The 20,002-nt window shown below is 60.8% G+C and carries 21 protein-coding genes and 1 pseudogene; 10 read left to right on the forward strand and 12 right to left on the reverse strand.

The annotated features are described in order from the left end of the window. Positions 1–4: 4 nt before the first annotated feature. Positions 5–913: a 23S rRNA (adenine(1618)-N(6))-methyltransferase RlmF gene (rlmF, locus tag QZ766_RS12420; protein WP_297202409.1), complete on the reverse strand. Its 909-nt coding sequence runs from the start codon at positions 911–913 to the stop codon at positions 5–7. A 94-nt stretch (positions 914–1,007) separates the two neighbouring features. On the opposite strand from rlmF, the gene QZ766_RS12425 reads away from it, so the two are divergent. After that, entirely contained in the window at positions 1,008–1,622 is a 615-nt protein-coding gene (locus tag QZ766_RS12425) for a flavin reductase family protein (RefSeq protein WP_297202410.1), read from the forward strand. 465 nt (positions 1,623–2,087) lie between these two features. Beyond that, positions 2,088–2,348 (forward strand): DUF1471 family protein YbiJ, encoded by a 261-nt coding sequence (ybiJ, locus tag QZ766_RS12430; protein WP_297202412.1) that lies wholly within the window; start codon positions 2,088–2,090, stop codon positions 2,346–2,348. Between the two features lie 151 nt (positions 2,349–2,499). On the opposite strand, the gene ybiB is transcribed toward ybiJ, so the two are convergent. The 4 genes from ybiB to rhlE form a co-directional block, all read right to left on the reverse strand. Beyond that, a complete protein-coding gene (ybiB, locus tag QZ766_RS12435; protein WP_297202414.1) occupies positions 2,500–3,462 on the reverse strand; it encodes a DNA-binding protein YbiB in 963 nt (320 codons plus the stop codon). A gap of 30 nt (positions 3,463–3,492) precedes the next feature. Beyond that, positions 3,493–5,637, reverse strand: a complete 2,145-nt coding sequence (gene dinG / locus QZ766_RS12440) for an ATP-dependent DNA helicase DinG (RefSeq protein ID WP_297202415.1) — start codon at positions 5,635–5,637, stop codon at positions 3,493–3,495. Positions 5,638–5,794: 157 nt separating this feature from the next. After that, positions 5,795–6,133, reverse strand: a complete 339-nt coding sequence (locus tag QZ766_RS12445; protein ID WP_297202416.1) for a YebG family protein — start codon at positions 6,131–6,133, stop codon at positions 5,795–5,797. 144 nt (positions 6,134–6,277) lie between these two features. Next, on the reverse strand, positions 6,278–7,639 hold the full coding sequence (rhlE, locus tag QZ766_RS12450) for an ATP-dependent RNA helicase RhlE (RefSeq protein WP_297202418.1): 1,362 nt from the start codon (positions 7,637–7,639) through the stop codon (positions 6,278–6,280). Between the two features lie 233 nt (positions 7,640–7,872). On the opposite strand from rhlE, the gene cecR reads away from it, so the two are divergent. The 5 genes from cecR to QZ766_RS12475 are packed head-to-tail and all read left to right on the forward strand — an operon-like array spanning position 7,873 to position 13,509. Continuing rightward, positions 7,873–8,547 (forward strand): transcriptional regulator CecR, encoded by a 675-nt coding sequence (cecR, locus tag QZ766_RS12455; RefSeq protein ID WP_297202420.1) that lies wholly within the window; start codon positions 7,873–7,875, stop codon positions 8,545–8,547. Beyond that, a complete protein-coding gene (gene hlyD, locus QZ766_RS12460; protein ID WP_297202422.1) occupies positions 8,544–9,539 on the forward strand; it encodes a secretion protein HlyD in 996 nt (331 codons plus the stop codon). The genes cecR and hlyD overlap by 4 nt, the downstream gene beginning before the upstream one ends. Further along, complete coding sequence (locus QZ766_RS12465) at positions 9,532–11,271, forward strand: ATP-binding cassette domain-containing protein (protein WP_297202424.1); 1,740 nt, start codon at positions 9,532–9,534, stop codon at positions 11,269–11,271. The genes hlyD and QZ766_RS12465 overlap by 8 nt, the downstream gene beginning before the upstream one ends. After that, on the forward strand, positions 11,261–12,394 hold the full coding sequence (locus QZ766_RS12470) for an ABC transporter permease (protein ID WP_297202426.1): 1,134 nt from the start codon (positions 11,261–11,263) through the stop codon (positions 12,392–12,394). Before QZ766_RS12465 ends, QZ766_RS12470 begins: the two co-directional genes overlap by 11 nt. A gap of 8 nt (positions 12,395–12,402) precedes the next feature. Beyond that, complete coding sequence (locus tag QZ766_RS12475; protein ID WP_297202428.1) at positions 12,403–13,509, forward strand: ABC transporter permease; 1,107 nt, start codon at positions 12,403–12,405, stop codon at positions 13,507–13,509. Here the strand turns inward: QZ766_RS12475 and QZ766_RS12480 are convergent, their stop codons facing one another. After that, positions 13,510–13,932, reverse strand: a complete 423-nt coding sequence (locus QZ766_RS12480) for a YbhQ family protein (RefSeq protein WP_297202430.1) — start codon at positions 13,930–13,932, stop codon at positions 13,510–13,512. Positions 13,933–14,062: 130 nt separating this feature from the next. Between QZ766_RS12480 and QZ766_RS12485 the strand changes: the two genes are divergently transcribed. Genes QZ766_RS12485 through QZ766_RS12495 form a run of 3 tightly spaced genes read left to right on the forward strand, consistent with a single transcriptional unit; the run spans position 14,063 to position 17,039 of the window. After that, on the forward strand, positions 14,063–14,824 hold the full coding sequence (locus QZ766_RS12485) for an endonuclease/exonuclease/phosphatase family protein (RefSeq protein ID WP_297202432.1): 762 nt from the start codon (positions 14,063–14,065) through the stop codon (positions 14,822–14,824). Next, positions 14,821–16,068: a cardiolipin synthase ClsB gene (clsB, locus tag QZ766_RS12490; protein ID WP_297202434.1), complete on the forward strand. Its 1,248-nt coding sequence runs from the start codon at positions 14,821–14,823 to the stop codon at positions 16,066–16,068. Before QZ766_RS12485 ends, clsB begins: the two co-directional genes overlap by 4 nt. Continuing rightward, the gene (locus tag QZ766_RS12495) at positions 16,068–17,039 is read left to right on the forward strand and encodes a lysylphosphatidylglycerol synthase domain-containing protein (RefSeq protein WP_297202436.1); all 972 of its coding nucleotides are present in this window, start codon (positions 16,068–16,070) and stop codon (positions 17,037–17,039) included. Before clsB ends, QZ766_RS12495 begins: the two co-directional genes overlap by 1 nt. Before the next feature lie 39 nt (positions 17,040–17,078). On the opposite strand, the gene QZ766_RS12500 is transcribed toward QZ766_RS12495, so the two are convergent. From QZ766_RS12500 to moaA, 6 genes and pseudogenes are all read right to left on the reverse strand, one after another. Continuing rightward, complete coding sequence (locus tag QZ766_RS12500) at positions 17,079–17,783, reverse strand: Bax inhibitor-1/YccA family protein (protein ID WP_297202438.1); 705 nt, start codon at positions 17,781–17,783, stop codon at positions 17,079–17,081. A 73-nt stretch (positions 17,784–17,856) separates the two neighbouring features. Beyond that, a complete protein-coding gene (gene moaE / locus QZ766_RS12505; protein ID WP_297202440.1) occupies positions 17,857–18,309 on the reverse strand; it encodes a molybdopterin synthase catalytic subunit MoaE in 453 nt (150 codons plus the stop codon). 1 nt (position 18,310) lies between these two features. Next, on the reverse strand, positions 18,311–18,556 hold the full coding sequence (gene moaD, locus QZ766_RS12510; RefSeq protein ID WP_297202442.1) for a molybdopterin synthase sulfur carrier subunit: 246 nt from the start codon (positions 18,554–18,556) through the stop codon (positions 18,311–18,313). After that, a complete protein-coding gene (moaC, locus tag QZ766_RS12515) occupies positions 18,549–19,034 on the reverse strand; it encodes a cyclic pyranopterin monophosphate synthase MoaC (protein WP_297202444.1) in 486 nt (161 codons plus the stop codon). Before moaC ends, moaD begins: the two co-directional genes overlap by 8 nt. Positions 19,035–19,037: 3 nt before the next feature. Further along, a complete protein-coding gene (gene moaB / locus QZ766_RS12520; RefSeq protein ID WP_297202446.1) occupies positions 19,038–19,550 on the reverse strand; it encodes a molybdenum cofactor biosynthesis protein B in 513 nt (170 codons plus the stop codon). 30 nt (positions 19,551–19,580) lie between these two features. After that, positions 19,581–20,002 (reverse strand): annotated as a pseudogene (moaA, locus tag QZ766_RS12525) (GTP 3',8-cyclase MoaA); the annotation flags it as partial.

Consider the following 20,002-nt stretch of genomic DNA (forward strand, 5'->3'; position numbering starts at 1 on the left):
CGCCTTAACCGCCGCGGCGGCGCTTCGCGTCGTCCATAAAGGTCCAGGCAATAAAGCGGCTCTGCTTTTGCCCCTGGGCCATCTCTTTTTTCACCACTTTCACTGCCCCCGCCTCGTTGAGGGCCGGATAGAGCAGCGGCAGGTTGTCGCCGCGGGATACCAGCGAGCTGAACCAGCCGACCTGGCGCGCGTACTGCCGGCTTTCGCCAATCATCTTGCGGATAAAGGCCACCTCGCCCCCGTCGCACCACAGCTCCTGCTGCTGGCCGCCGAAGTTGAGCGCCTGAACTTGCTGCTGGCCGAGATTGCGGCGCTTGCGCTCGCTGCCGGCGCGGGCGCTGGCCGCCGAGTCGTGGAACGGCGGATTGCACATGGCGGCGCGATAAAACTCATTTTTGTGAATCATGCCGCCGAGGATAGCCTCGGGATCTTTCTGCCGCCGCAGGCGGATCTGCCGGCTCATGCCCGGATTGGCGTCGATAATGGCCTGCGCGCACTGCATCGCCTGCGGGTTAATTTCGGTACCGGTAAAGCGCCAGCCGTATTCAAACTGGCCGATCAGCGGATAGATAAGGTTAGCGCCGGTGCCGATATCCAGCACGCTGGCGCCGCTCGCGCCCCCGTCCTCATTCAGCAGGTCAGCCAGATGGTGAACGTAGTCCGCGCGGCCAGGCACCGGCGGGCAGAGAAATCCGTCGGGAATGTCCCAGCCCTGCACCTCATAGAAGTGGGCCAGCAGCGCCCGGTTCAGCGTTTTGACCGCCTGCGGATCGGCAAAGTTTACCGTGGCTTCTCCCGCGGGGTTATTGACGATAAACGCGGCCAGCTCCGGCACGCTGTGGCACAGCGCGGGCAGATCGTAGCGGGCGTGGTGGCGGCTGCGCGGGTGCAGTCCCGACTTCTGGGCTTTCATAGCATTCTCCTGTTAACGGCTGCGTAAGATACCCGTTGACGGCGGCGAGGTAAATAAGTGACGCTTGCCGGACATCCACTTACCAGGGTTCGCTATGTATTTCTATCAACCGGCAAACGGCCACGGCCTGCCCCACGATCCGCTCAACGCCATTATTGGCCCACGCCCGATCGGCTGGATAGCCTCTGTCAATGCGCAGGGTCAGCGCAATCTGGCGCCTTACAGCTTCTTCAACTGCTTTAACTATCATCCGCCCATCATTGGCTTCGCCAGCAGCGGCATGAAAGACAGCGTGCGCAATATTATTGATACCGGCGAGTTCGTCTGGAATCTGGCCACCGTGGAGCTTGCGGCGGCGATGAATGAAACTTCCGCCAGCCTGCCCCGGGGCGAAGACGAGTTTGTCCGCGCCGGACTGACGCCCGCCGACAGCCAGGTGGTGCGCGCGCCGCGGGTGGCGGAAAGCCCGGTGAATTTTGAATGTCGCCTGAGCCAGTGCATTCAGCTGCAGGACGCCAGCGGCGGCGCGATTGATACCTGGCTGGTGCTGGGGGAAGTAGTGGCGGTTCACATCGACGAGGCGCTTCTGGAAGATGGCATTTACCAGACGGCGAAAGCGCGCCCCGCCCTGCGCGCCGGCGGGCCGAGTGCCTATTACACCATTGATGAAAGCCAGCGCTTCGATCTGATCCGCCCTGACGCGCGATAGCCTGTGGAGCAGCCGCGAAGTGCGGCTGCATCTCGCGGTTTTACACCAAATAATCTGTTCATCCTGGAAGGGACGCAAATGCTTCCGCACTCCACTTGTCCTTTACGGGAACCAGCGAGCATGCGATCTCTAAAGTTACGATAAGTCGCAGTCTGAAATTGAAAAAAACGTTATATTTACAGATAAATAGACCTTTCATTACCCGACATTAAGCAAATTTACGCGTACACTTTTTCACGTTTCGAGTAGCAAATTGTGCGCTCTCCCGCCCGCGTCTCTGCGGTTAACCGCGGTCTGCTGCCGACGGGAAGATAATTTATTAATAATTAATAAGTTATTAAAACATCAAAATATTTGAAACTCTCTGTCGATTCTCTTCGATTTTATTTATCGCGCCGTATCGCGATACTTATCCCATCGACGCTTACCGCGTTATCAGCAGCCAAATGCTGTAAGGAATTGACCATGAATACTGTAAAAACTACCGCACTTGCCGCCGCGCTTTCCGCTCTCTCTTTTGGCGCGTTTGCCGCGCAGCCGGTCACCCAGTCTGAAGCGATGGGAATGCAGAAAGTCGGGAATGTTTCCGTGTACGGCGCAACCACGCTGGACGATATGGAAGCCCAGGTTGCAGAAAAAGCGGCCGCGGCGGGCGCCAGCGGCTACAGCATCACCTCCGCCACTAATAACAATAAAATGAGCGGAACCGCGGTGCTGTATAAATAAGTTTCGTTGTCCTCAATACCGGGCGCTGCTTGCAATTAACCCTCTGGCAGCGCCAGTACGGCGGACAGGAATGCATCAACCCTCATTGTAATAATTACTGCTGTTATTAACCCTTTTGCCCGCTCCTCTGGAGCGGGCTTTTTTTTGCGCGTTACCAGCAGCGGTTGACCTGCGCCATACCCTGCTCAACGCTCTCTGCTTCACCCGCGGCAACTAAACAGCAGGCGAGCTGGATTTTCAGCGGCTCGGGAATAGGCTCAACGCCCGCTACGCAGCGCTCGATCCATCTGGCAGTCACTTCCGGATCTTTTGACGCTGGCAGCGACGCGGGCTCGCTTTCGTCCCGGCGCTCGGTCAGCACCCGCGTGCCCATCGCGTCAATCAGATTGAGCTGCGGGCATCGCTGAGGATTAGCGTACACTTCGCCTTCGGTGCCCTGCATCAGCAGCGCCAGGCCGCCTGTTTCAGTGAAAAATTTTCCCACCCGGGTGAGGTATTCCGGATGCGAAACGCTGCTCAGGCGCAGCGCCGCATCCTCGGCGAAGGGCGTCGCCAGCTTGGCGAGGGTGTGGGCGCTGTTGCGCACGCCCATGCGCCAGCGCAGCCCCAGCTGATGTGCCAGCGGTGGACAAAAGGCGTCAACCGGCATCCACACCGGCAGGTGCCCGTCGAGCCTGGCCTGCGCCTGACCGGCGTGGAGCGCAGGCTCAATGCCCAGCAGCGAGAAGATCGTGCCGGTCAGTACCCGGGTCGGATCGTGATCAATACCGTGAACCAGCACCGGAAAACCGAGCTTGTGCAGCAGCATCGCCAGCAGCGGCGTCAGATTGGCCTGCCGGCGCGCGCCGTTGTAGCTTGGGATCACCACCGGCATCGGCCTGCCCGCGGGCGGGACCAGCTTCACCGTGTGCTGCTGCATCGCCTCGTAAAATCCGCGCATCTCGGCTTCACCTTCGCCTTTAATACGCAGGGCAATGAGCACGCCGCCCAGCTCCAGCTCCGGCACCTCCCCGCTGAGCATCTGCGCATACAGCGCGCGGGCGGTATCGAGATCCAGATCCCGGGCGTGATTCTTGCCGCGGCCAATCTCTTTAATAATGTTGCGGTAGTCCATGAACTCACTCCTGGCTGGCGGTCCGCCTCGCTAGCGCTTTCGGCGGCGAACGGTTTTGGTTTGGCTCTTTACTATACCTTCCGGCGCGTCTGGCTGCTCGATGGGAAATACCGGCAGCGCGTTCAGCAGGCGCGGGCCGTAATTTTTAGTCAGCAGCCGGCGGTCGTAAATAATCACTTCCCCCCAGCAGCCGTGGCTGCGGATAAGGCGCCCCACCTGCTGGATAAGGTTGAAGGAGGCGCTGGGCAGGCTCTGCACCTCGAAAGGATAGCGCTTGAGGCTCTTTAGCCACTCCCCTTCGGTAATTACCACCGGGCTGTCGATGGGGGGAAAGGCTATTTTATGAATGTGCACCTGGCTGAGCAGCTCGCCCTTCAGATCGAGCCCCTCGGAAAACGACTGCAGCCCTACCAGCACGCTGTGCTCGCCGCTTTCTACCCGCTTGCGGTGCAGCTCCACCAGCCGGTAGCGGGGCTGGTCACCCTGCACCAGCAGCATCAGCCGCAGGTCGGCAACGTTTTCCAGAAAGCGGTTCATCGCCCGGCCGCTGGCGAACAGCACCAGCATTCCGAGATGCTTTTTGCTTTCCACCTGCTGGCGGAAAAATGCCGCCATCTCCGCAATATGCTGCTCTTCGTTATCCATCAGCGGCTCGAAGCGCATTTTCGGGATCAGGATTTTACCCTGTTCTACGTGATTAAACGGCGAATCCAGGGCCACAAAACGGTCGCCCGCTTTCTCTTTGAGGCCGCTCATCTCCTGCAGGCGGGAAAAGCTGTTAAGCGACCGCAGGGTCGCAGAAGTGACGACAATATGCGGCACGCTGCGCCACAGCAGTTTCTCCAGCTGATCGCTGACGCGGATGCCAACGCAGTGAAACCACACGTGCAGCTGGCCGTCGCGCAGCTCCCGGGTGGCCCACTTGCTCACCGGGGCGCCGGAAGCCTGCACCAGCGACGCCAGCCGCCACAGCTTGCTCTGGGATTCAAACATCCCCAGCGCGCGGTTCATCTGCAGCAGCACCCGGTGCAGACGCGTCACGTCGTGAGTGCCGGTTTTCTCGCTGAGGTCGTTGAGAAACAGCTCCGACAGCCCGCGCAGCATCTCGGTAAGCTTCGCCAGCCGCTGGCAGTGGGCCATGACCTCATCCGGCAGCTCGCCCATGGGAAAGCGGTACTCACCCTCCTGCCCGGCGGGCATAAACAGGCCGAGAAGCGAATTCATCGCCACGATGTGCTCCTGCAGCTCGTCGCAGTGTTCGGTCAGGCGCTCGGGCGCCGCCAGCGGCGGCAGGGTTTTCGGGCGAAACTGCTCCATGCAGGTCGCGACCAGCTTGCTGAACAGGTCAAGCTGCAGCCGGTACCATGCCGGGGTAATTTCCGCACTCATCTCGAGCGCGTCCCGGGCGACGTCCGGCAGGTGGTGCCCTTCGTCGAGCACCAGCAGCAGGTTCTTCGGCTCCGGCAGCACCGCCTCACTCTCCATTGCCGCCATCACCAGCGCGTGGTTAGCCACCACCACTTCTGCTTCCTGAATTTCGCGCCGGGCGACGAAAAACGGGCACTCCCGGTAGTAGTGGCAGTTGCGGTTCAGGCAGCCGGCTTTATCGGTGCTGAGGCGGCTCCACAGCGCGTCGTCAATGGCGATATCGGTGTGGTCCCGCAGTCCGTCCCACTTGTAGGTATCCAGCGATCCCTTGAGTTTCGCGCACAGCTTCTGCTCGGCCTGATTTTTCGGGGCCAGCTCATCGTCGAGGAACGCCAGCAGATCCTGCTGGGAAGGTTCGGAGGTGGAGAGCGCCGCGAGATTGCGCGGGCAGACGTAGCGCCCGCGGCCAAAGGCGGCGGTAAAGCGCAGATCGGGGATGATTTTCTTCAGCAGGGGCAGATCTTTGCTGTAGATTTGATCCTGTAACGCCACGTTGGCGGTGCTGATCACCAGCGTTTTGTCTTCTTCCCGGGCAACCGCAATACCGGGGATCAGATAGGAGAGGGTTTTACCGACGCCGGTCGGCGCCTCGATGGCCAGGTGTCGCCCCTCTTCCCCGGTCAGGGTTTTTGCCACGTCGGCAATCATCTGCCGCTGGGGGGCGCGGGGGATAAAATCGGGGATCTGTTGCTGGAGCGCCTTATACCAGGCGGCAATCTGCGCCTTGAGCGCGGCGGTGAGGGCCATTAAAGCATCCGGATACTGTATAAACAGCCACTATTCTGGCACTTTCCGCCAGCCGGAGCAAACGGAGAGCGCCCGCACGCTGCCAAAAGCGTGGAGCGCGGCCCCGCGATTGCAGCGGCACGCCGCGCGCCTGAGGCGCCAGGCGCTAAAGCTGACGTTATGCGGCTTTGGAACGCTTGCGCGGGTGCTCGCTGACGTTGCTCTCGTCCGCATCCTGTACGGACTCAGCCTCAGCGGCTGGTGCGGGAGCGGGAGCGGGTTCAGGCAATTTACCGTGTTTCAATACGCCCGACAGCAGATCTTTATTTTCTGCCATCCACATCGCCAGCGCATCGCTTTGCCCTTCATCAAGAGAAAGCGGGCTCTGCTGCAGCCACTCGCCGAGCACACCGGCCAGATCCAGCATTTTATCGTAAGCGTCAGCGTCCTTTTTATTGGCGAAAGCCATCTTTTCTTGCCCCTCTCTGACGACAACATATTTAATTTCGACCGCCATGATACAACCTCAATTAACTGTGTATTTATACAGTATAAAACCATTACCGTTATTACGCAACCCGGATGATCTCGGATGATAATGAAGAACCCCTGGCGCAATACAGGCAAAAAAAGGGCCGCTTTCGCGGCCCATTCTCAAGACTTACTGCCCGGCAGCAGGTTTGCGCGGGCGCCGACGACGCGGTGCGCCTTCTCTGCGCGGCTGCTCGCCGGCAGGCTTATCGCTGCGGCGGGACTGGCCCTGACCGTTACCGCGGGACGGCGAATTGCCGCCGCCGGCCGGACGATCGCTGCGGCGCGGCTGGCTCTGACCGCGGCCGCCGCGGCCCTGGCGGCCGTTCTGGATCGGCTCGGCCTGGATGCTCGGATCCGGCTCGTAGCCCGGCAGGGCAATGCGCGGGATCTCTTTTTTCAGCAGGCGCTCGATATCGCGCAGCAGCTTGTGTTCATCGACGCAGACCAGCGACAGCGCTTCACCGGTTGCCGCCGCACGGCCGGTACGGCCGATGCGGTGCACGTAGTCTTCCGGCACGTTCGGCAGCTCGTAGTTAACGACGTGCGGCAGCTCTTCGATGTCGAGACCGCGAGCCGCGATGTCGGTAGCCACCAGCACGCGAAGCTCGCCAGATTTAAACTCGGCCAGCGCGCGAGTACGGGCGCCCTGGCTCTTGTTGCCGTGAATGGCGGCGCTGCGGATCCCGTCCTTGTTCAGCTGCTCGGCCAGGTGGTTGGCGCCGTGCTTGGTGCGGGTAAAGACCAGCACCTGCTGCCAGTTGCCTTCGCCAATCATCTGCGACAGCAGTTCCCGCTTGCGCTTCTTATCGACAAAGTGAACGTGCTGGGTCACCTGCTCGGAAGCGGTGTTGCGGCGCGCGACTTCAATTTCCAGCGGGTTGTGCAGCAGCTTCTCAGCCAGGCCTTTGATCTCATCGGAGAAGGTGGCGGAGAACAGCAGGTTCTGACGCTTGGCCGGCAGCTTGGCGAGCACGCGGCGAATGTCGTGGATAAAGCCCATGTCGAGCATGCGGTCCGCTTCATCCAGCACCAGAATTTCAACTTTATCGAGGCTGACGGCGTTCTGATGTTCCAGATCCAGCAGGCGACCCGGGGTTGCCACCAGAATATCGACGCCGCTGCGCAGCTTCATCATCTGCGGGTTAATGCTCACGCCGCCGAACACTACCATCGAACGCAGGTTGAGGTACTGGCTGTAGTCGCGCACGTTTTCGCCAATCTGCGCGGCCAGCTCGCGGGTTGGGGTGAGGATCAGGGCGCGCACCGGGCGACGTCCTTTTGCGTGCGGCTCTTTCTCGCTCAGCAGCTGCAGCAGCGGCAGGGTAAAGCCGGCAGTTTTACCGGTGCCCGTCTGGGCGCTCGCCATCAGATCGCGGCCCTGCAGCACGGCAGGAATGGCCTGCTGCTGAATGGGGGTCGGCTGGTGATAGCCCTGCTCGGCTACAGCGCGCAGGATCTCGGCATTCAGGCCAAGGGTTTCAAAAGACATAACAACTCCGAACCGCCCCGACCATAACAGGTGTAGTTTTCAGGGAGATAGTGACGACATGTTTGACAAAAACCACAATGTCAGCAAGCGGCGGATTGTAGCAGTTTTTGTGACGAACCGCATAAAATATCACTCCCCCTTTTCAAAACGAGACATTTCCCCGTCCGCCATTAGACACTCCCGGAAAACAGTCATAATATTAATCAATCGATTGATTAACTTTTAGTGATGCCATGAATACACCACCGGCCACCAGCAAAGGTGAACAGGCTAAAAGCCAGCTGATCGCCGCCGCCCTCGCCCAGTTCGGCGAGTACGGCCTGCATGCCACCACCCGGGATATCGCCGCCCAGGCGGGGCAGAATATTGCCGCTATCACTTACTATTTCGGATCCAAAGACGATCTGTATCTCGCCTGCGCCCGCTGGATCACGGAATTTATCGACGTCAACTTCAAACCCTACGCCGAAGCGGGTCAGCGGCTGCTCGATGCCCCTGAGCCGGACCGGCAGGCGATCCGCGAGCTTCTGCTCAGCGCCTGCCGCAACTTGACCCTGCTGCTGACGCAGGAAGAAACCATGAACCTGAGCCGGTTTATCTCCCGGGAGCAGCTATCTCCAACTCCGGCCTACCGGCTGATCCACGATCGGGTTATCGCCCCGCTGCACGACCAGATGACGCAGCTTATCGCCGCCTGCACCGGCCGCAGCCCGCACGATACTGAAACTATCCTGCACACCCATGCGCTGCTGGGCGAAGTGCTCTCTTTTCGCATCGGCCGGGAAACCATCCTGCTGCGGGCGGGCTGGACGCAGTTTAATGAACATAACGTGGAGCAGATTTGCCGGGTTATCGCCTGCCACCTCGATCTGCTGCTGAAGGGCTTAACTGTCGGAGCCGAGTCATGAAAAAATCTGTCGCCGCCGCGCTGGCGGCTATCGCAATTGTTGCGGCCGTCGCCGGCGGCGCGCTGTGGTATCTCAACCGAGCGCCCGAGCCGCTGACGCTTTACGGCAACGTCGATATTCGCACCGTCAACATCAGCTTTCGCGTCGGCGGACGTTTGCAAACCCTGCGGGTGGATGAAGGCGATGCGGTAAAGGCCGGACAGGCGCTGGGCGAGCTGGACCGCGCGCCGTATGAAAACGCCCTCGGTCAGGCTATCGCCAACGCCGATGCGGCGAAGGCCAAATACGATTTGCTGCTGGCGGGCTATCGCGCCGAAGAGATTGCGCAGGCCACCGCCGCCGTACGCCAGGCGCAGGCCGCCTACGATTACGCCCGCAACTTTTACCAGCGCCAGCAGGGGCTGTGGAAAAGCCGCACGGTTTCCGCCAACGATCTGGAGAACGCCCGCTCGGCGCGGGATCAGGCCCAGGCGAACCTGAAAGCGGCGCAGGATAAACTCAGCCAGTACCACACCGGCAACCGGCCGCAGGAGATAGCCCAGGCGAAAGCGAGCCTCGAACAGGCGGAGGCCGCGCTGGCCCAGGCCCGTTTGGATCTGCAGGATACCCGGCTCATCGCGCCGTCTAACGGCACAATTCTCACCCGCGCCGTTGAGCCCGGCAGCATGCTCGGTGCGGGCGCCAGCGTGCTGACCCTTTCCCTGACCCGCCCGGTGTGGATCCGCGCCTATATTAACGAAGCCAGCCTTAACCAGGCGCAGCCGGGACGGGGACTGCTGCTGTATACCGACGGGCGCCCGGACAAGCCCTGGCACGGCAAAATTGGCTTTGTCTCTCCCACCGCCGAATTTACGCCGAAAACGGTGGAGACCACCGATCTGCGCACCGATTTAGTGTACCGCCTGCGCATTATCGTCACCGACCCGGACGACACCCTGCGTCAGGGAATGCCGGTCACCATCACCTTCCCCGACGGCGCCCGGCATGAGTGACGCCCGCATTACGCTACAGGGGCTGGTTAAAGGCTTTGCGGGAATGAAAAAGCCTGCGGTGGCGCGCCTTACCGCCACCGTGCAGCCCGGCTATGTCACCGGCCTGGTGGGTCCGGACGGCGCGGGGAAAACCACCCTGATGCGGATGCTCGCCGGGCTGTTAAAACCGGACGAGGGCAAGATTGAGGTGATTGGCTACGATCCGGTGGCCGACAGCGGCGCGCTGCACGCGGTACTGGGCTATATGCCGCAGAAGTTCGGCCTGTATGAAGATTTAACGGTGATGGAAAACCTGACGCTGTACGCGGACCTGCGCAGCGTTACCGGCGAGGCGCGCCGGCAAACCTTTGATCGCCTGCTGGCGTTTACTTCCCTCGGCCCGTTTACCGACCGGCTGGCGGGGAAACTCTCCGGCGGTATGAAGCAGAAGCTGGGGCTTGCCTGCACTCTGGTGGGTGACCCGAAGGTGCTGCTGCTGGATGAGCCGGGGGTCGGCGTCGATCCTATCTCCCGCCGTGAGCTGTGGAAAATGGTGCACGCGCTGGCGGGCGACGGAATGCTGATCCTCTGGAGCACGTCGTACCTCGATGAAGCCGAGCAGTGCCGGGACGTGCTGCTGATGAACGAAGGCGAGCTACTGTATCAGGGCGAGCCGAAAGCGCTGACCGACACCATGCGCGGGCGCAGCTTCCTGCTGAGCAGCCCGCAGGAAAACAACCGCCGGCTGCTGCAGCGGGTGCTGAAATTGCCGGCCGCCAGCGACGGCATGATCCAGGGGCGCTCGGTGCGCCTGATCCTGCGTAAAGACGCCAGCGCCGACGAGTTCCGCAACGCGCCGCAGATGCCGCCGCTGGAGATGGTCGAAACCGAACCGCGCTTCGAAGACGCGTTTATCGATCTTCTCGGCGGAGCCGATACCAGAGAATCGCCCCTGGGCGCGATCCTGCACGCCGTTGAGGGGAGTAAAGACGAGGCGGTGATCGAAGCCCGGCAGCTGACCAAAAAATTCGGCGACTTCGCCGCCACCGACTGCGTGGACTTCAGCGTCCGGCGCGGCGAGATTTTCGGCCTGCTCGGTCCCAATGGTGCGGGTAAATCCACCACCTTCAAGATGATGTGCGGCCTGCTGGTGCCCACCGCCGGGCAGGCGCTGGTGTTGGGCACCGACCTGAAGGTCGGCTCCGGCAAAACCCGCCAGCACCTGGGCTATATGGCGCAAAAGTTCTCCCTGTACGGCAACCTCACTGTGGAGCAGAACCTGCGCTTTTTCTCCGGCATTTACGGTCTGCGCGGCCGGGCGCAGCGCGCCAAAATTGCCGAGATGAGCGAGGCGTTTGAATTTCAGGACATCGCCCACCACACCACCGACGCGCTGCCGCTGGGCTTCAAGCAGCGGCTGGCGCTCGCCTGCTCCCTGATGCACGAGCCGGATATTCTGTTTCTCGACGAGCCGACTTCCGGGGTCGATCCCCTCACCCGTCGCGAATTCTGGCTGCACATTAACAGCATGGTGGATAAAGGCGTCACGGTGATGGTCACTACCCACTTTATGGACGAGGCGGAGTACTGCGACCGCATCGGGCTGGTGTATCGCGGCAAGCTGATTGCCAGCGGCACCCCGGACGCGCTAAAGGCCCAGGCGGCGGATGAAACGATAGCCGATCCGACCATGGAGCAGGCGTTTATCGCGCTCATTCAGGACTGGGATAAGGAGCACGCCGATGTCCGCTAAGTGGCTTTCGTGGCGGCGGGTACGCGCCCTGTGCGTGAAGGAAACCCGGCAGATCGTCCGCGATCCCAGCAGCTGGCTGATCGCCGTGGCGATCCCGCTGCTGCTGCTGTTTATCTTCGGCTACGGGATTAACCTCGACTCAAGCCGCCTGCGGGTCGGGGTGCTGCTGGAGCAGCAGAGCAAAGAGGCGCTGGATTTCGCCCACGCCATGACCGGCTCGCCCTACATCGACGCGACGCTCAGCGATAATCGCGGCGAGCTTATCCAGAAGATGCAGGCCGGGCGCATCCGCGGGCTGGTGGTTATCCCGGTGAACTTCGCCGCGCAGATGGCGAGGCCGGGCGACAGCGCACCGGTTCAGGTCATTACCGACGGCAGCGAGCCGAACACCGCCAACTTCGTGCAGGGCTACGTGCAGGGGATCTGGCAAATCTGGCAGATGCAGCGGGCGGAGGATCGGGGCGAAACCTTTGAGCCGCTCATTGAGGTACAGACCCGCTACTGGTTTAACGCCGCCGCCATCAGCCAGCACTTTATTATTCCCGGGGCGATCACCATTATCATGACAGTTATCGGCGCGATCCTCACCTCGCTGGTGATTGCCCGCGAATGGGAGCGCGGCACCATGGAGGCGCTGCTCTCCACGGAGATAACCCGCGCCGAGCTGCTTTTATGCAAGCTCATTCCCTACTACTTCCTCGGCATGCTGGCGATGGCGCTGTGCATGGTGGTGTCGGTATTTGTCATCGGCGTGCCCTATCGCGGCTCGCTGCTGGTGCTGTTCTTTATTTCAAGCCTGTTTTTACTGAGCACGCTGGGAATGGGGCTACTTATCTCCACCATTACCCGCAACCAGTTTAACGCCGCCCAGGTGGCGCTGAACGCCGCCTTTTTACCGTCGATCATGCTGTCCGGGTTCATCTTCCAGATAGACAGCATGCCCGCCGCCATTCGGGTGGCGACCTGGATTATTCCCGCCCGCTACTTCGTCAGCACGCTGCAGAGCCTGTTTCTGGCGGGGAATATTGCCCCGGTGCTGATTATCAACACCCTGCTGCTGATTGTCTCGGCGGTGGCGTTTATCGGCCTGACGTGGCTGAAAACCCGGCGGCGGCTGGATTAGGAGGCTCTATGTTTTATCGCTTGTGGACGCTGATCCGCAAAGAACTACAGTCGCTGCTGCGCGAGCCGCAGACCCGCGCGATTTTGATTGCACCGGTGATTATCCAGGTGCTGCTGTTTCCCTTCGCCGCCACGCTGGAGGTGACCAACGCCACTATCGCTATCTATAACGAAGACAGCGGCAGGCACGCGGTGGAGCTGACTCAGCGCTTTGCCCGGGCAAAAGCCTTTCCGCACGTGCTGCTGTTAGACAGCCCGCAGGCCATCCGCCCGACCATTGACGAACAGAAGGCACTGCTGCTGGTGCGCTTCCCACCGGACTTCTCACGCAATCTGGACAGCCTCCAGCCGGCAAAAATGCAGCTTATCCTCGACGGGCGCAACTCCAATAGCGCGCAGATTGCGGCGAACTATCTGCAGCAGATTGTCGAGCAGTACCAGCGCGAGCTGCTGGATGGCCGCGCCAGGCCAAACAACAGCGAGCTGGTGATCCGCAACTGGTACAACCCGAATCTTGACTATAAATGGTTCGTGGTGCCGTCGCTTATCGCGATGATTGTCACCATTGGCGTAATGATCGTGACCTCGCTGTCGGTGGCGCGGGAGCGGGAACAGGGGACGCTGGATCAGCTGCTGGTTTCGCCGCTGGCAACCTGGCAGCTGTTCGTCGGCAAGGCGGTGCCGGCGCTTATCGTCGCCACTTTTCAGGCCAGCATCGTGCTGGCGGTGGGGATTTTCGCCTACCAGATCCCGTTTTCCGGATCCCTGACGCTGTTTTACTTCACCATGCTGGTGTACGGGCTGTCGCTGGTAGGGTTCGGGCTACTGATCTCCTCCCTGTGCGCCACTCAGCAGCAGGCGTTTATCGGCGTGTTCGTCTTTATGATGCCGGCGATTCTGCTCTCGGGCTACGTATCGCCGGTGGAGAATATGCCGGTCTGGCTGCAGAGGGCGACCTGGATCAACCCGATTCGCCACTTTACGGATATCACCAAGCAGATTTATTTGAAGGATGCGGGGTTCGATATTGTCTGGCAGAGCCTGTGGCCGCTGCTGTTTATTGCGGCCACCACCGGGGCGATAGCCTACGCTATCTTCCGGCGTAAAATCGGCTAACTAGCGCCGGTGGGCGTCGTCCCGGGGGTTAATGCGCTCGGCGCGGGCGCTGTGTTTTTCTTTCACCAGCAGCGACATCAGCGCCGGGCCGGCCAGAATCACGATGCCGGCCAGCGCCAGCAGCAGGTTGTTGTGCAGCACTCTCGACAGCAGCCAGATGGCGATCACCGCGGTACCGAAATACCAGGTGGTGGTCAGCTCTTCGAGGAAGTCACCGATGTCGCGCCAGCGCGCCTCGTGGTGGCGCTGCAGCGCCAGCATCAAAATAATCGTTACGGCGTACAGAGCGCACAGGCCTAGTCCTACGCGGACCAACATGCCGTTCATCCAGCCCAGAACCAGTGCGGCGACAACCAGCAAATGCAAGACAATCTGCCAGCATCCCAGGCCGGTTGCGACGCGAATTCGTTGTTGCCACTTCATGTCGTCTCTCCGGAAGCATTTTCAACTGTTCTTTAGAGTACTGAACTTTACGGAAAATTCCGTAAAGACGCATCTTTTTGTGACCACTACTACACTCTTTTATTCAGGATAGTGATGCTGGCAGGAAAATATGCCCCAGAAAACGCCCTCTTTTTCGTTGAAAATTTTGACGATCAACACTCATAAAGGCTTCGCCGCGTTTAACCGCCGCTTCATGCTGCCGGAGCTGCGCGACGCGGTGCGCACCGTGGGCGCCGACATCGTCTGCCTGCAGGAAGTGCTCGGCGCCCACGACGTGCATCCGCTGCGCGTGGAGAACTGGCCCGATACCAGCCACTATGAATTTTTGGCCGATGCCATGTGGGATGATTACGCCTACGGGCGCAATGCCGTCTATCCTGAAGGACATCACGGTAACGCGATTTTGTCCCGCTATCCCATCGCCCAATTCGACAATCACGATATTTCAGTTGGCAGCAGTGAGAAGCGCGGCCTTCTCCATTGTCGGATCGACGTCCCGGAAAGTCCTCTGCCCGTGCACGCTTTTTGTGCCCATCTGGGATTAAAAGAGGCGCACCGGCAGGCGCAAATTGCGATGGTGGCGCAGATTATCAACGCGCTGCCGGAAGGCGAGCCGGTGGTACTGGCGGGAGATTTTAACGACTGGCGCCAGCGTGCCAGCGCCCAGCTCAAGCGCGCCGCCGGTCTGGAGGAAATTTTCACCCGCGCCAGGGGCCGCCCGGCGCGGACGTTTCCGGCGCGCTTTCCGCTGCTGCGCCTCGACCGAATTTATGTCAAAAACGCACACGCCAGCAGGCCGACAGCGCTCGCGCTGCGCCACTGGCGGCATTTGTCCGACCATGCGCCCCTTAGCGCGGAGATACACCTGTGAAATGTCATTGGCGGGAAGGCAATAAGATCGAGCTGCTGGAGAACGGCGACGAGTATTACCCGGCGGTGTTCGGCGCCATTAAGCGCGCCAGCAGCAAAATTTTCCTCGAAACCTTTATCTGGTTCGAGGACGACATCGGCAGGCAACTGCACGCGGTGCTGCTGGAGGCCGCCCGGCGCGGCGTAAAGATAGAGCTGCTGCTGGACGGCTACGGCTCGCCGGATCTCAGCGAGCAGTTTGTCGGCGAGCTGGCGGCAGCGGGGGTTATTTTTCGCTACTACGATCCGCGCCCGCGCCTGTTCGGCATGCGCACCAACCTGTTTCGCCGGATGCACCGCAAAATTGTGGTGATTGACGGCGAAATCGCGTTTGTAGGCGGAATTAACTACTCCGCCGAGCATATGTCCGACTACGGCCCGGAGTCTAAACAGGATTACGCGGTTCGCGTTGAAGGGCCGGTGGTCGCCGATATTCTTCAGTTCGAGCTGGAAAATCTGCCGGATAAAGAGCGCTCACGCCGCTTCTGGCGCCGCCGCTCGCGCATTGAGGAGAACCTCGCGCCAGGCGAGGCGCAGGCGCTGTTCGTCTGGCGCGATAACCACGAGCACCAGGATGACATCGAGCGCCACTATATGAAGATGCTGGCAAATGCGAAACGCGAGGTGATCATCGCCAATGCCTACTTCTTTCCCGGCTATCGCCTGCTGCACGCCATGCGCAATGCTGCCCGCCGGGGCGTCAGCGTCAAGCTGGTGGTGCAGGGAGAGCCGGACATGCCGATTGTTAAAGTCGGCGCACGCCTGCTTTATAACTATCTGGTGAAGGGCGGCGTAAAGGTCTACGAGTATCACCGCCGCCCGCTGCACGGCAAAGTGGCGCTGATGGATGATTACTGGGCGACGGTTGGCTCAAGCAACCTCGATCCGCTCAGCCTGTCGCTGAATCTGGAAGCCAACCTCATTATTCACGACCGGCAGTTTAACCAGACTCTGCGCAACAATCTGATAGGACTTATCGAACAGGACAGTTGCCTGGTGGACGGCGCCCTGCTGCCCAAACGCACCTGGTGGAACCTGACCAAAAGCGTGCTGGCGTTCCACTTCCTGCGCCACTTCCCGGCGATTGTCGGCTGGCTCCCGGCGCACACGCCGAAGCTGTCGGAAGTTGAGCCGCCGCCGCCGGTGCAGACCATGATGGAGACGCAGGATCGGGTTGAGACGGAAAACTCGGGAGCCAAACTCTGATGGCGGGCGGAAAAAAGAGGTTGGGGAAAAAGAGGCTGGCGAAAAAGATCCTGACGTGGATTTTTTTTATCGCTGTAGCGGTGCTGCTGGTTGTCTACGCCCGCAAGGTGGACTGGCCGGAGGTGTGGGACGTTATCCGCAACTACAATCGCACCGCCCTGCTCGGCGCCATCGGCCTGACGATCGTCAGCTACCTGCTGTACGGCTGCTACGACCTGATGGGCCGCAGCTACTGCGGCCACAAACTCGGGGCGCGGCAGGTGATGCTGGTGTCCTTCATCTGCTACGCCTTTAACCTGACGCTCAGCACCTGGGTCGGCGGTATCGGCATGCGCTATCGGCTCTATTCGCGCCTCGGGCTGCCGGGGGCGACCATCACCCGCATCTTCTCCCTGAGCATTACCACCAACTGGCTGGGCTATATCCTGCTCGGCGGCGTGATCTTCTCCATCGGCGTCGTGGACCTGCCCGCCCACTGGTACATCAGCGACACGACGCTGCGGATCATCGGCGGCGCACTGCTGCTGTTTATTGCCGTTTATCTGTGGGCCTGCGCGTTCGCCAAACGCCGCCATCTGACCATCAAGGGCCAGAAGCTGGTGCTGCCGGGCTGGCGCTTCGCGCTGGTGCAGCTGCTGGTCTCCAGCGCCAACTGGATGGCGATGGGGGCGATTATCTGGCTGCTGCTGGGCCAGCAGGTGAACTACTTCTTCGTGCTGGGGGTGCTGCTGGTGAGCAGCATTGCCGGGGTTATCGTTCATATCCCGGCGGGGATTGGCGTGCTGGAGGCGGTATTTATCGCCCTGCTGGCGGGCCAGGATACCTCCCAGGGCAAGATTATTGCTGCCCTGCTCGCCTACCGGATGCTGTACTACTTCGTCCCGCTGGCGCTGGCAACGGTGTGCTATTTGTGGCTGGAAGGACGGGCGAAAAAGCTGAAGGCGAAAAACGAACGGGCGATGGCGGAGTAGAAACAGGCTCCCCGGCGGCGGCCGCCGGGGATGGACCGGCTAGCGGCGGTTGCCCATAATGCGCAGCAGCATCAGGAACAGGTTAATAAAGTCGAGATACAGCGTCAGCGCGCCGAGAATGGCGGTTTTGCGCAGGTTGCTGCTGTCGCGGGTGTCAATCTGCTCGCCGATGGCTTTCAGCTTCTGGGTGTCATAGGCGGTTAATCCCACAAACACCACCACGCCGATATAGGTCACGGCCCACATCAGCGGCGTGCTCTTCAGCCAGATATTCACCAGCGAGGCCAGAATCAGGCCAATCAGCGCCATAAACAGCATTTTGCCCATGCCGGTCAGGTCGCGCTTGGTGGTGTAGCCATACAGGCTCATGGCACCAAACATGCCCGCGCTGACCACGAAGGTGCTGGCGATAGAGCTGTAGGTGTAGGCAATGAAGATGCTGGAGAGCGTCAGCCCGGTCAGCGCGGAATAGAGCATAAACAGCGTGGTGGCCAGCCCGGCACTCAGGCGATGCACCATGCCGGAAAGCACGAACACCACCGCCAGCTGGGCGATGATCAGGCCAAAGAAGGTAATTTTGCTGGAGAAGACGAACATCATCACTGCCGGCGTGTTTGCTGCAAACCACGCCACGAAGGCGGTAAGCAGCAGACCGCAGGTCATCCAGCCGTACACCTGCGCCATGTAGGTTTGCAGGCCGGTACGCCCCTGCACAATGGAGTCGGAACGCGTATATCGATCCATGATCAATCCCTCAATTAACGGTTTGTGATCTCTAAGCGTATCACAAGTGTGAATTGAGGGACTCTGAAAAACGCTACCAGCGCCCGGCGGCGCTGCGGTCGCTGTCGCGGGCTTCCACCCAGCGGTCGCCTTCCGGCGTCGCTTCGCGCTTCCAGAACGGCGCGCGGGTTTTCAGATAGTCCATGATGAACTCCCCGGCGGCGAAGGCGCTGCCGCGGTGGGCGCTGGTGACGCCGACAAAGACGATCTCTTCCCCGGGCCACATATCCCCGATGCGGTGAATAACCGCCACCCGCCCCAGCGGCCAGCGGACGCGAGCCTCTTCAACGATTTCCGCCAGCGCTTTTTCGGTCATCCCCGGATAGTGCTCCAGAGAGAGCGCTTTGACGCTGTCACCGAGGTTGTGGTTGCGCACTTTACCGGTAAAGGTCACTACCGCGCCGTCTTCGTCGCGCTGCGCCAGCCAGCCGTATTCGCGGCCAACGTCAAAGCGATCCGGCGCTACGCGAATTAAGGTTTCGCTCATTTTAGCCTCCGGTCACCGGTGGGAAAAAGGCCACTTCATCACCGTCGTTGACGGGATGCGTACCCTCCACCAGGGTTTGATTCACCGCCGCCAGCAGCTTGCCCTCTTCCAGCGCCAGCGCCCAGCGATCGCCCCGTGCGGCCAGCTGCTGTCGCAGCGCCTCAACGGTTACGGACTGCGGCTCAAGGGTCAGGCTGTCGGTGCCCACCAGCTCGCGCACCTGCGCAAAAAACAGAACCTTAATCATCTGCGTCCACCCTGAAATCACCAGATTTGCCGCCGCTTTTCGCCAGCAGGCGTACCGGACCAATCACCATATCTTTCTGCACCGCTTTACACATGTCGTAGATGGTCAGCGCGGCAACGGAGGCCGCGGTCAGCGCTTCCATCTCCACGCCGGTTTTCCCGGTGAGGCGGCAGAGCGACTCGATGCGCACCCGGCTGTGCTCCGGCTGCGCCTGCAGGTTAACCTCGACTTTGCTGAGCATCAGCGGATGGCAGAGCGGAATCAGATCCCAGGTGCGCTTGGCGGCCTGGATCCCGGCGATGCGGGCGGTAGCGAACACGTCGCCTTTGTGGTGGCTGCCGTCGATAATCATGGCCAGCGTCTCGGGCAGCATGGTGACGAAGGCTTCGGCCCGCGCCTCGCGCACCGTTTCAGCTTTGGCAGAGACATCCACCATATGCGCTTCGCCGGCGGCGTTAATGTGGGTCAGTTGTGACATGGCTTACTTCTTCAGATGAGGATGGAAGTTGCAGGGGCGCGTGCGGGCGTCGAGCTGCGGTTCAATGATGTTTTCCCAGGCGGTGCGGCAGGCTTTGGTGGAGCCCGGCATGGCGAAAATTAACGTGTTGTTCGCCATCCCGGCAACGGCGCGGGACTGCAGCGTGGAAGTGCCGATCTCTTCAAAGGAGAGCATGCGGAACACTTCGCCAAAACCTTCAATTTCGCGGTCGAACAGCGGCAGCAGCGCCTCGGGGGCCTGATCGCCAGCGGTAAAGCCGGTGCCGCCGTTAATTAGCACTACCTGCACGTCGTCCCGGGCGATCCACGCGGAGACCTGCGCCCGGATGGCGTAGCGGTTCTCTTTGACAATTGCCTTATCGACCACCTGATGTCCGGCGTCCTGCGCGGCGTCGCGCAGGTAGTGGCCGGAGGTGTCGTCCTCTTCGCCGCGGCGGCTGGACACAGTAAGCACGGCGACGCGGGTCGGGATAAATTCAGCGCTGACCTGACTCATACAAGAACTCCTTATGATGCAGAAACGGGGCTAGCCCCCGATATAGGACAGGTTTTGAGTGATGCCGGTGTCGCCCTGATGCAGGAAGTGGGTCTGCTTCTTGTGTGCCAGCGCGCCGGCGATGCGCTGCTCAAGCTGCGCCTGCTGGTTATCCTCCGCCAGCAGATCGCGCAGCTCCACGCCGCCGTCGCCGAACAGGCACAGGTGCAGTTTCCCCACCGACGAGACCCGCAGCCGGTTGCAGCTGGCGCAGAAATCTTTCTCGTAGGGCATGATCAGGCCGATTTCACCGGCGTAGTCAGGGTGGCAGAAGACCTGCGCCGGGCCGTCGCTGCGCTGGCGCAGCTGGTGGATCCAGCCGCGGGCCAGCAGCGCGTCGCGCAACACGGCGCCGGAAATATGGTGCTTGCGAAACAGCTCGCTGCCTTCGCCGGTCTCCATCAATTCGATAA

The sequence above is a fragment of the uncultured Pluralibacter sp. genome (assembly GCF_913775985.1).
Taxonomy (GTDB): Bacteria; Pseudomonadota; Gammaproteobacteria; order Enterobacterales; family Enterobacteriaceae; genus Pluralibacter.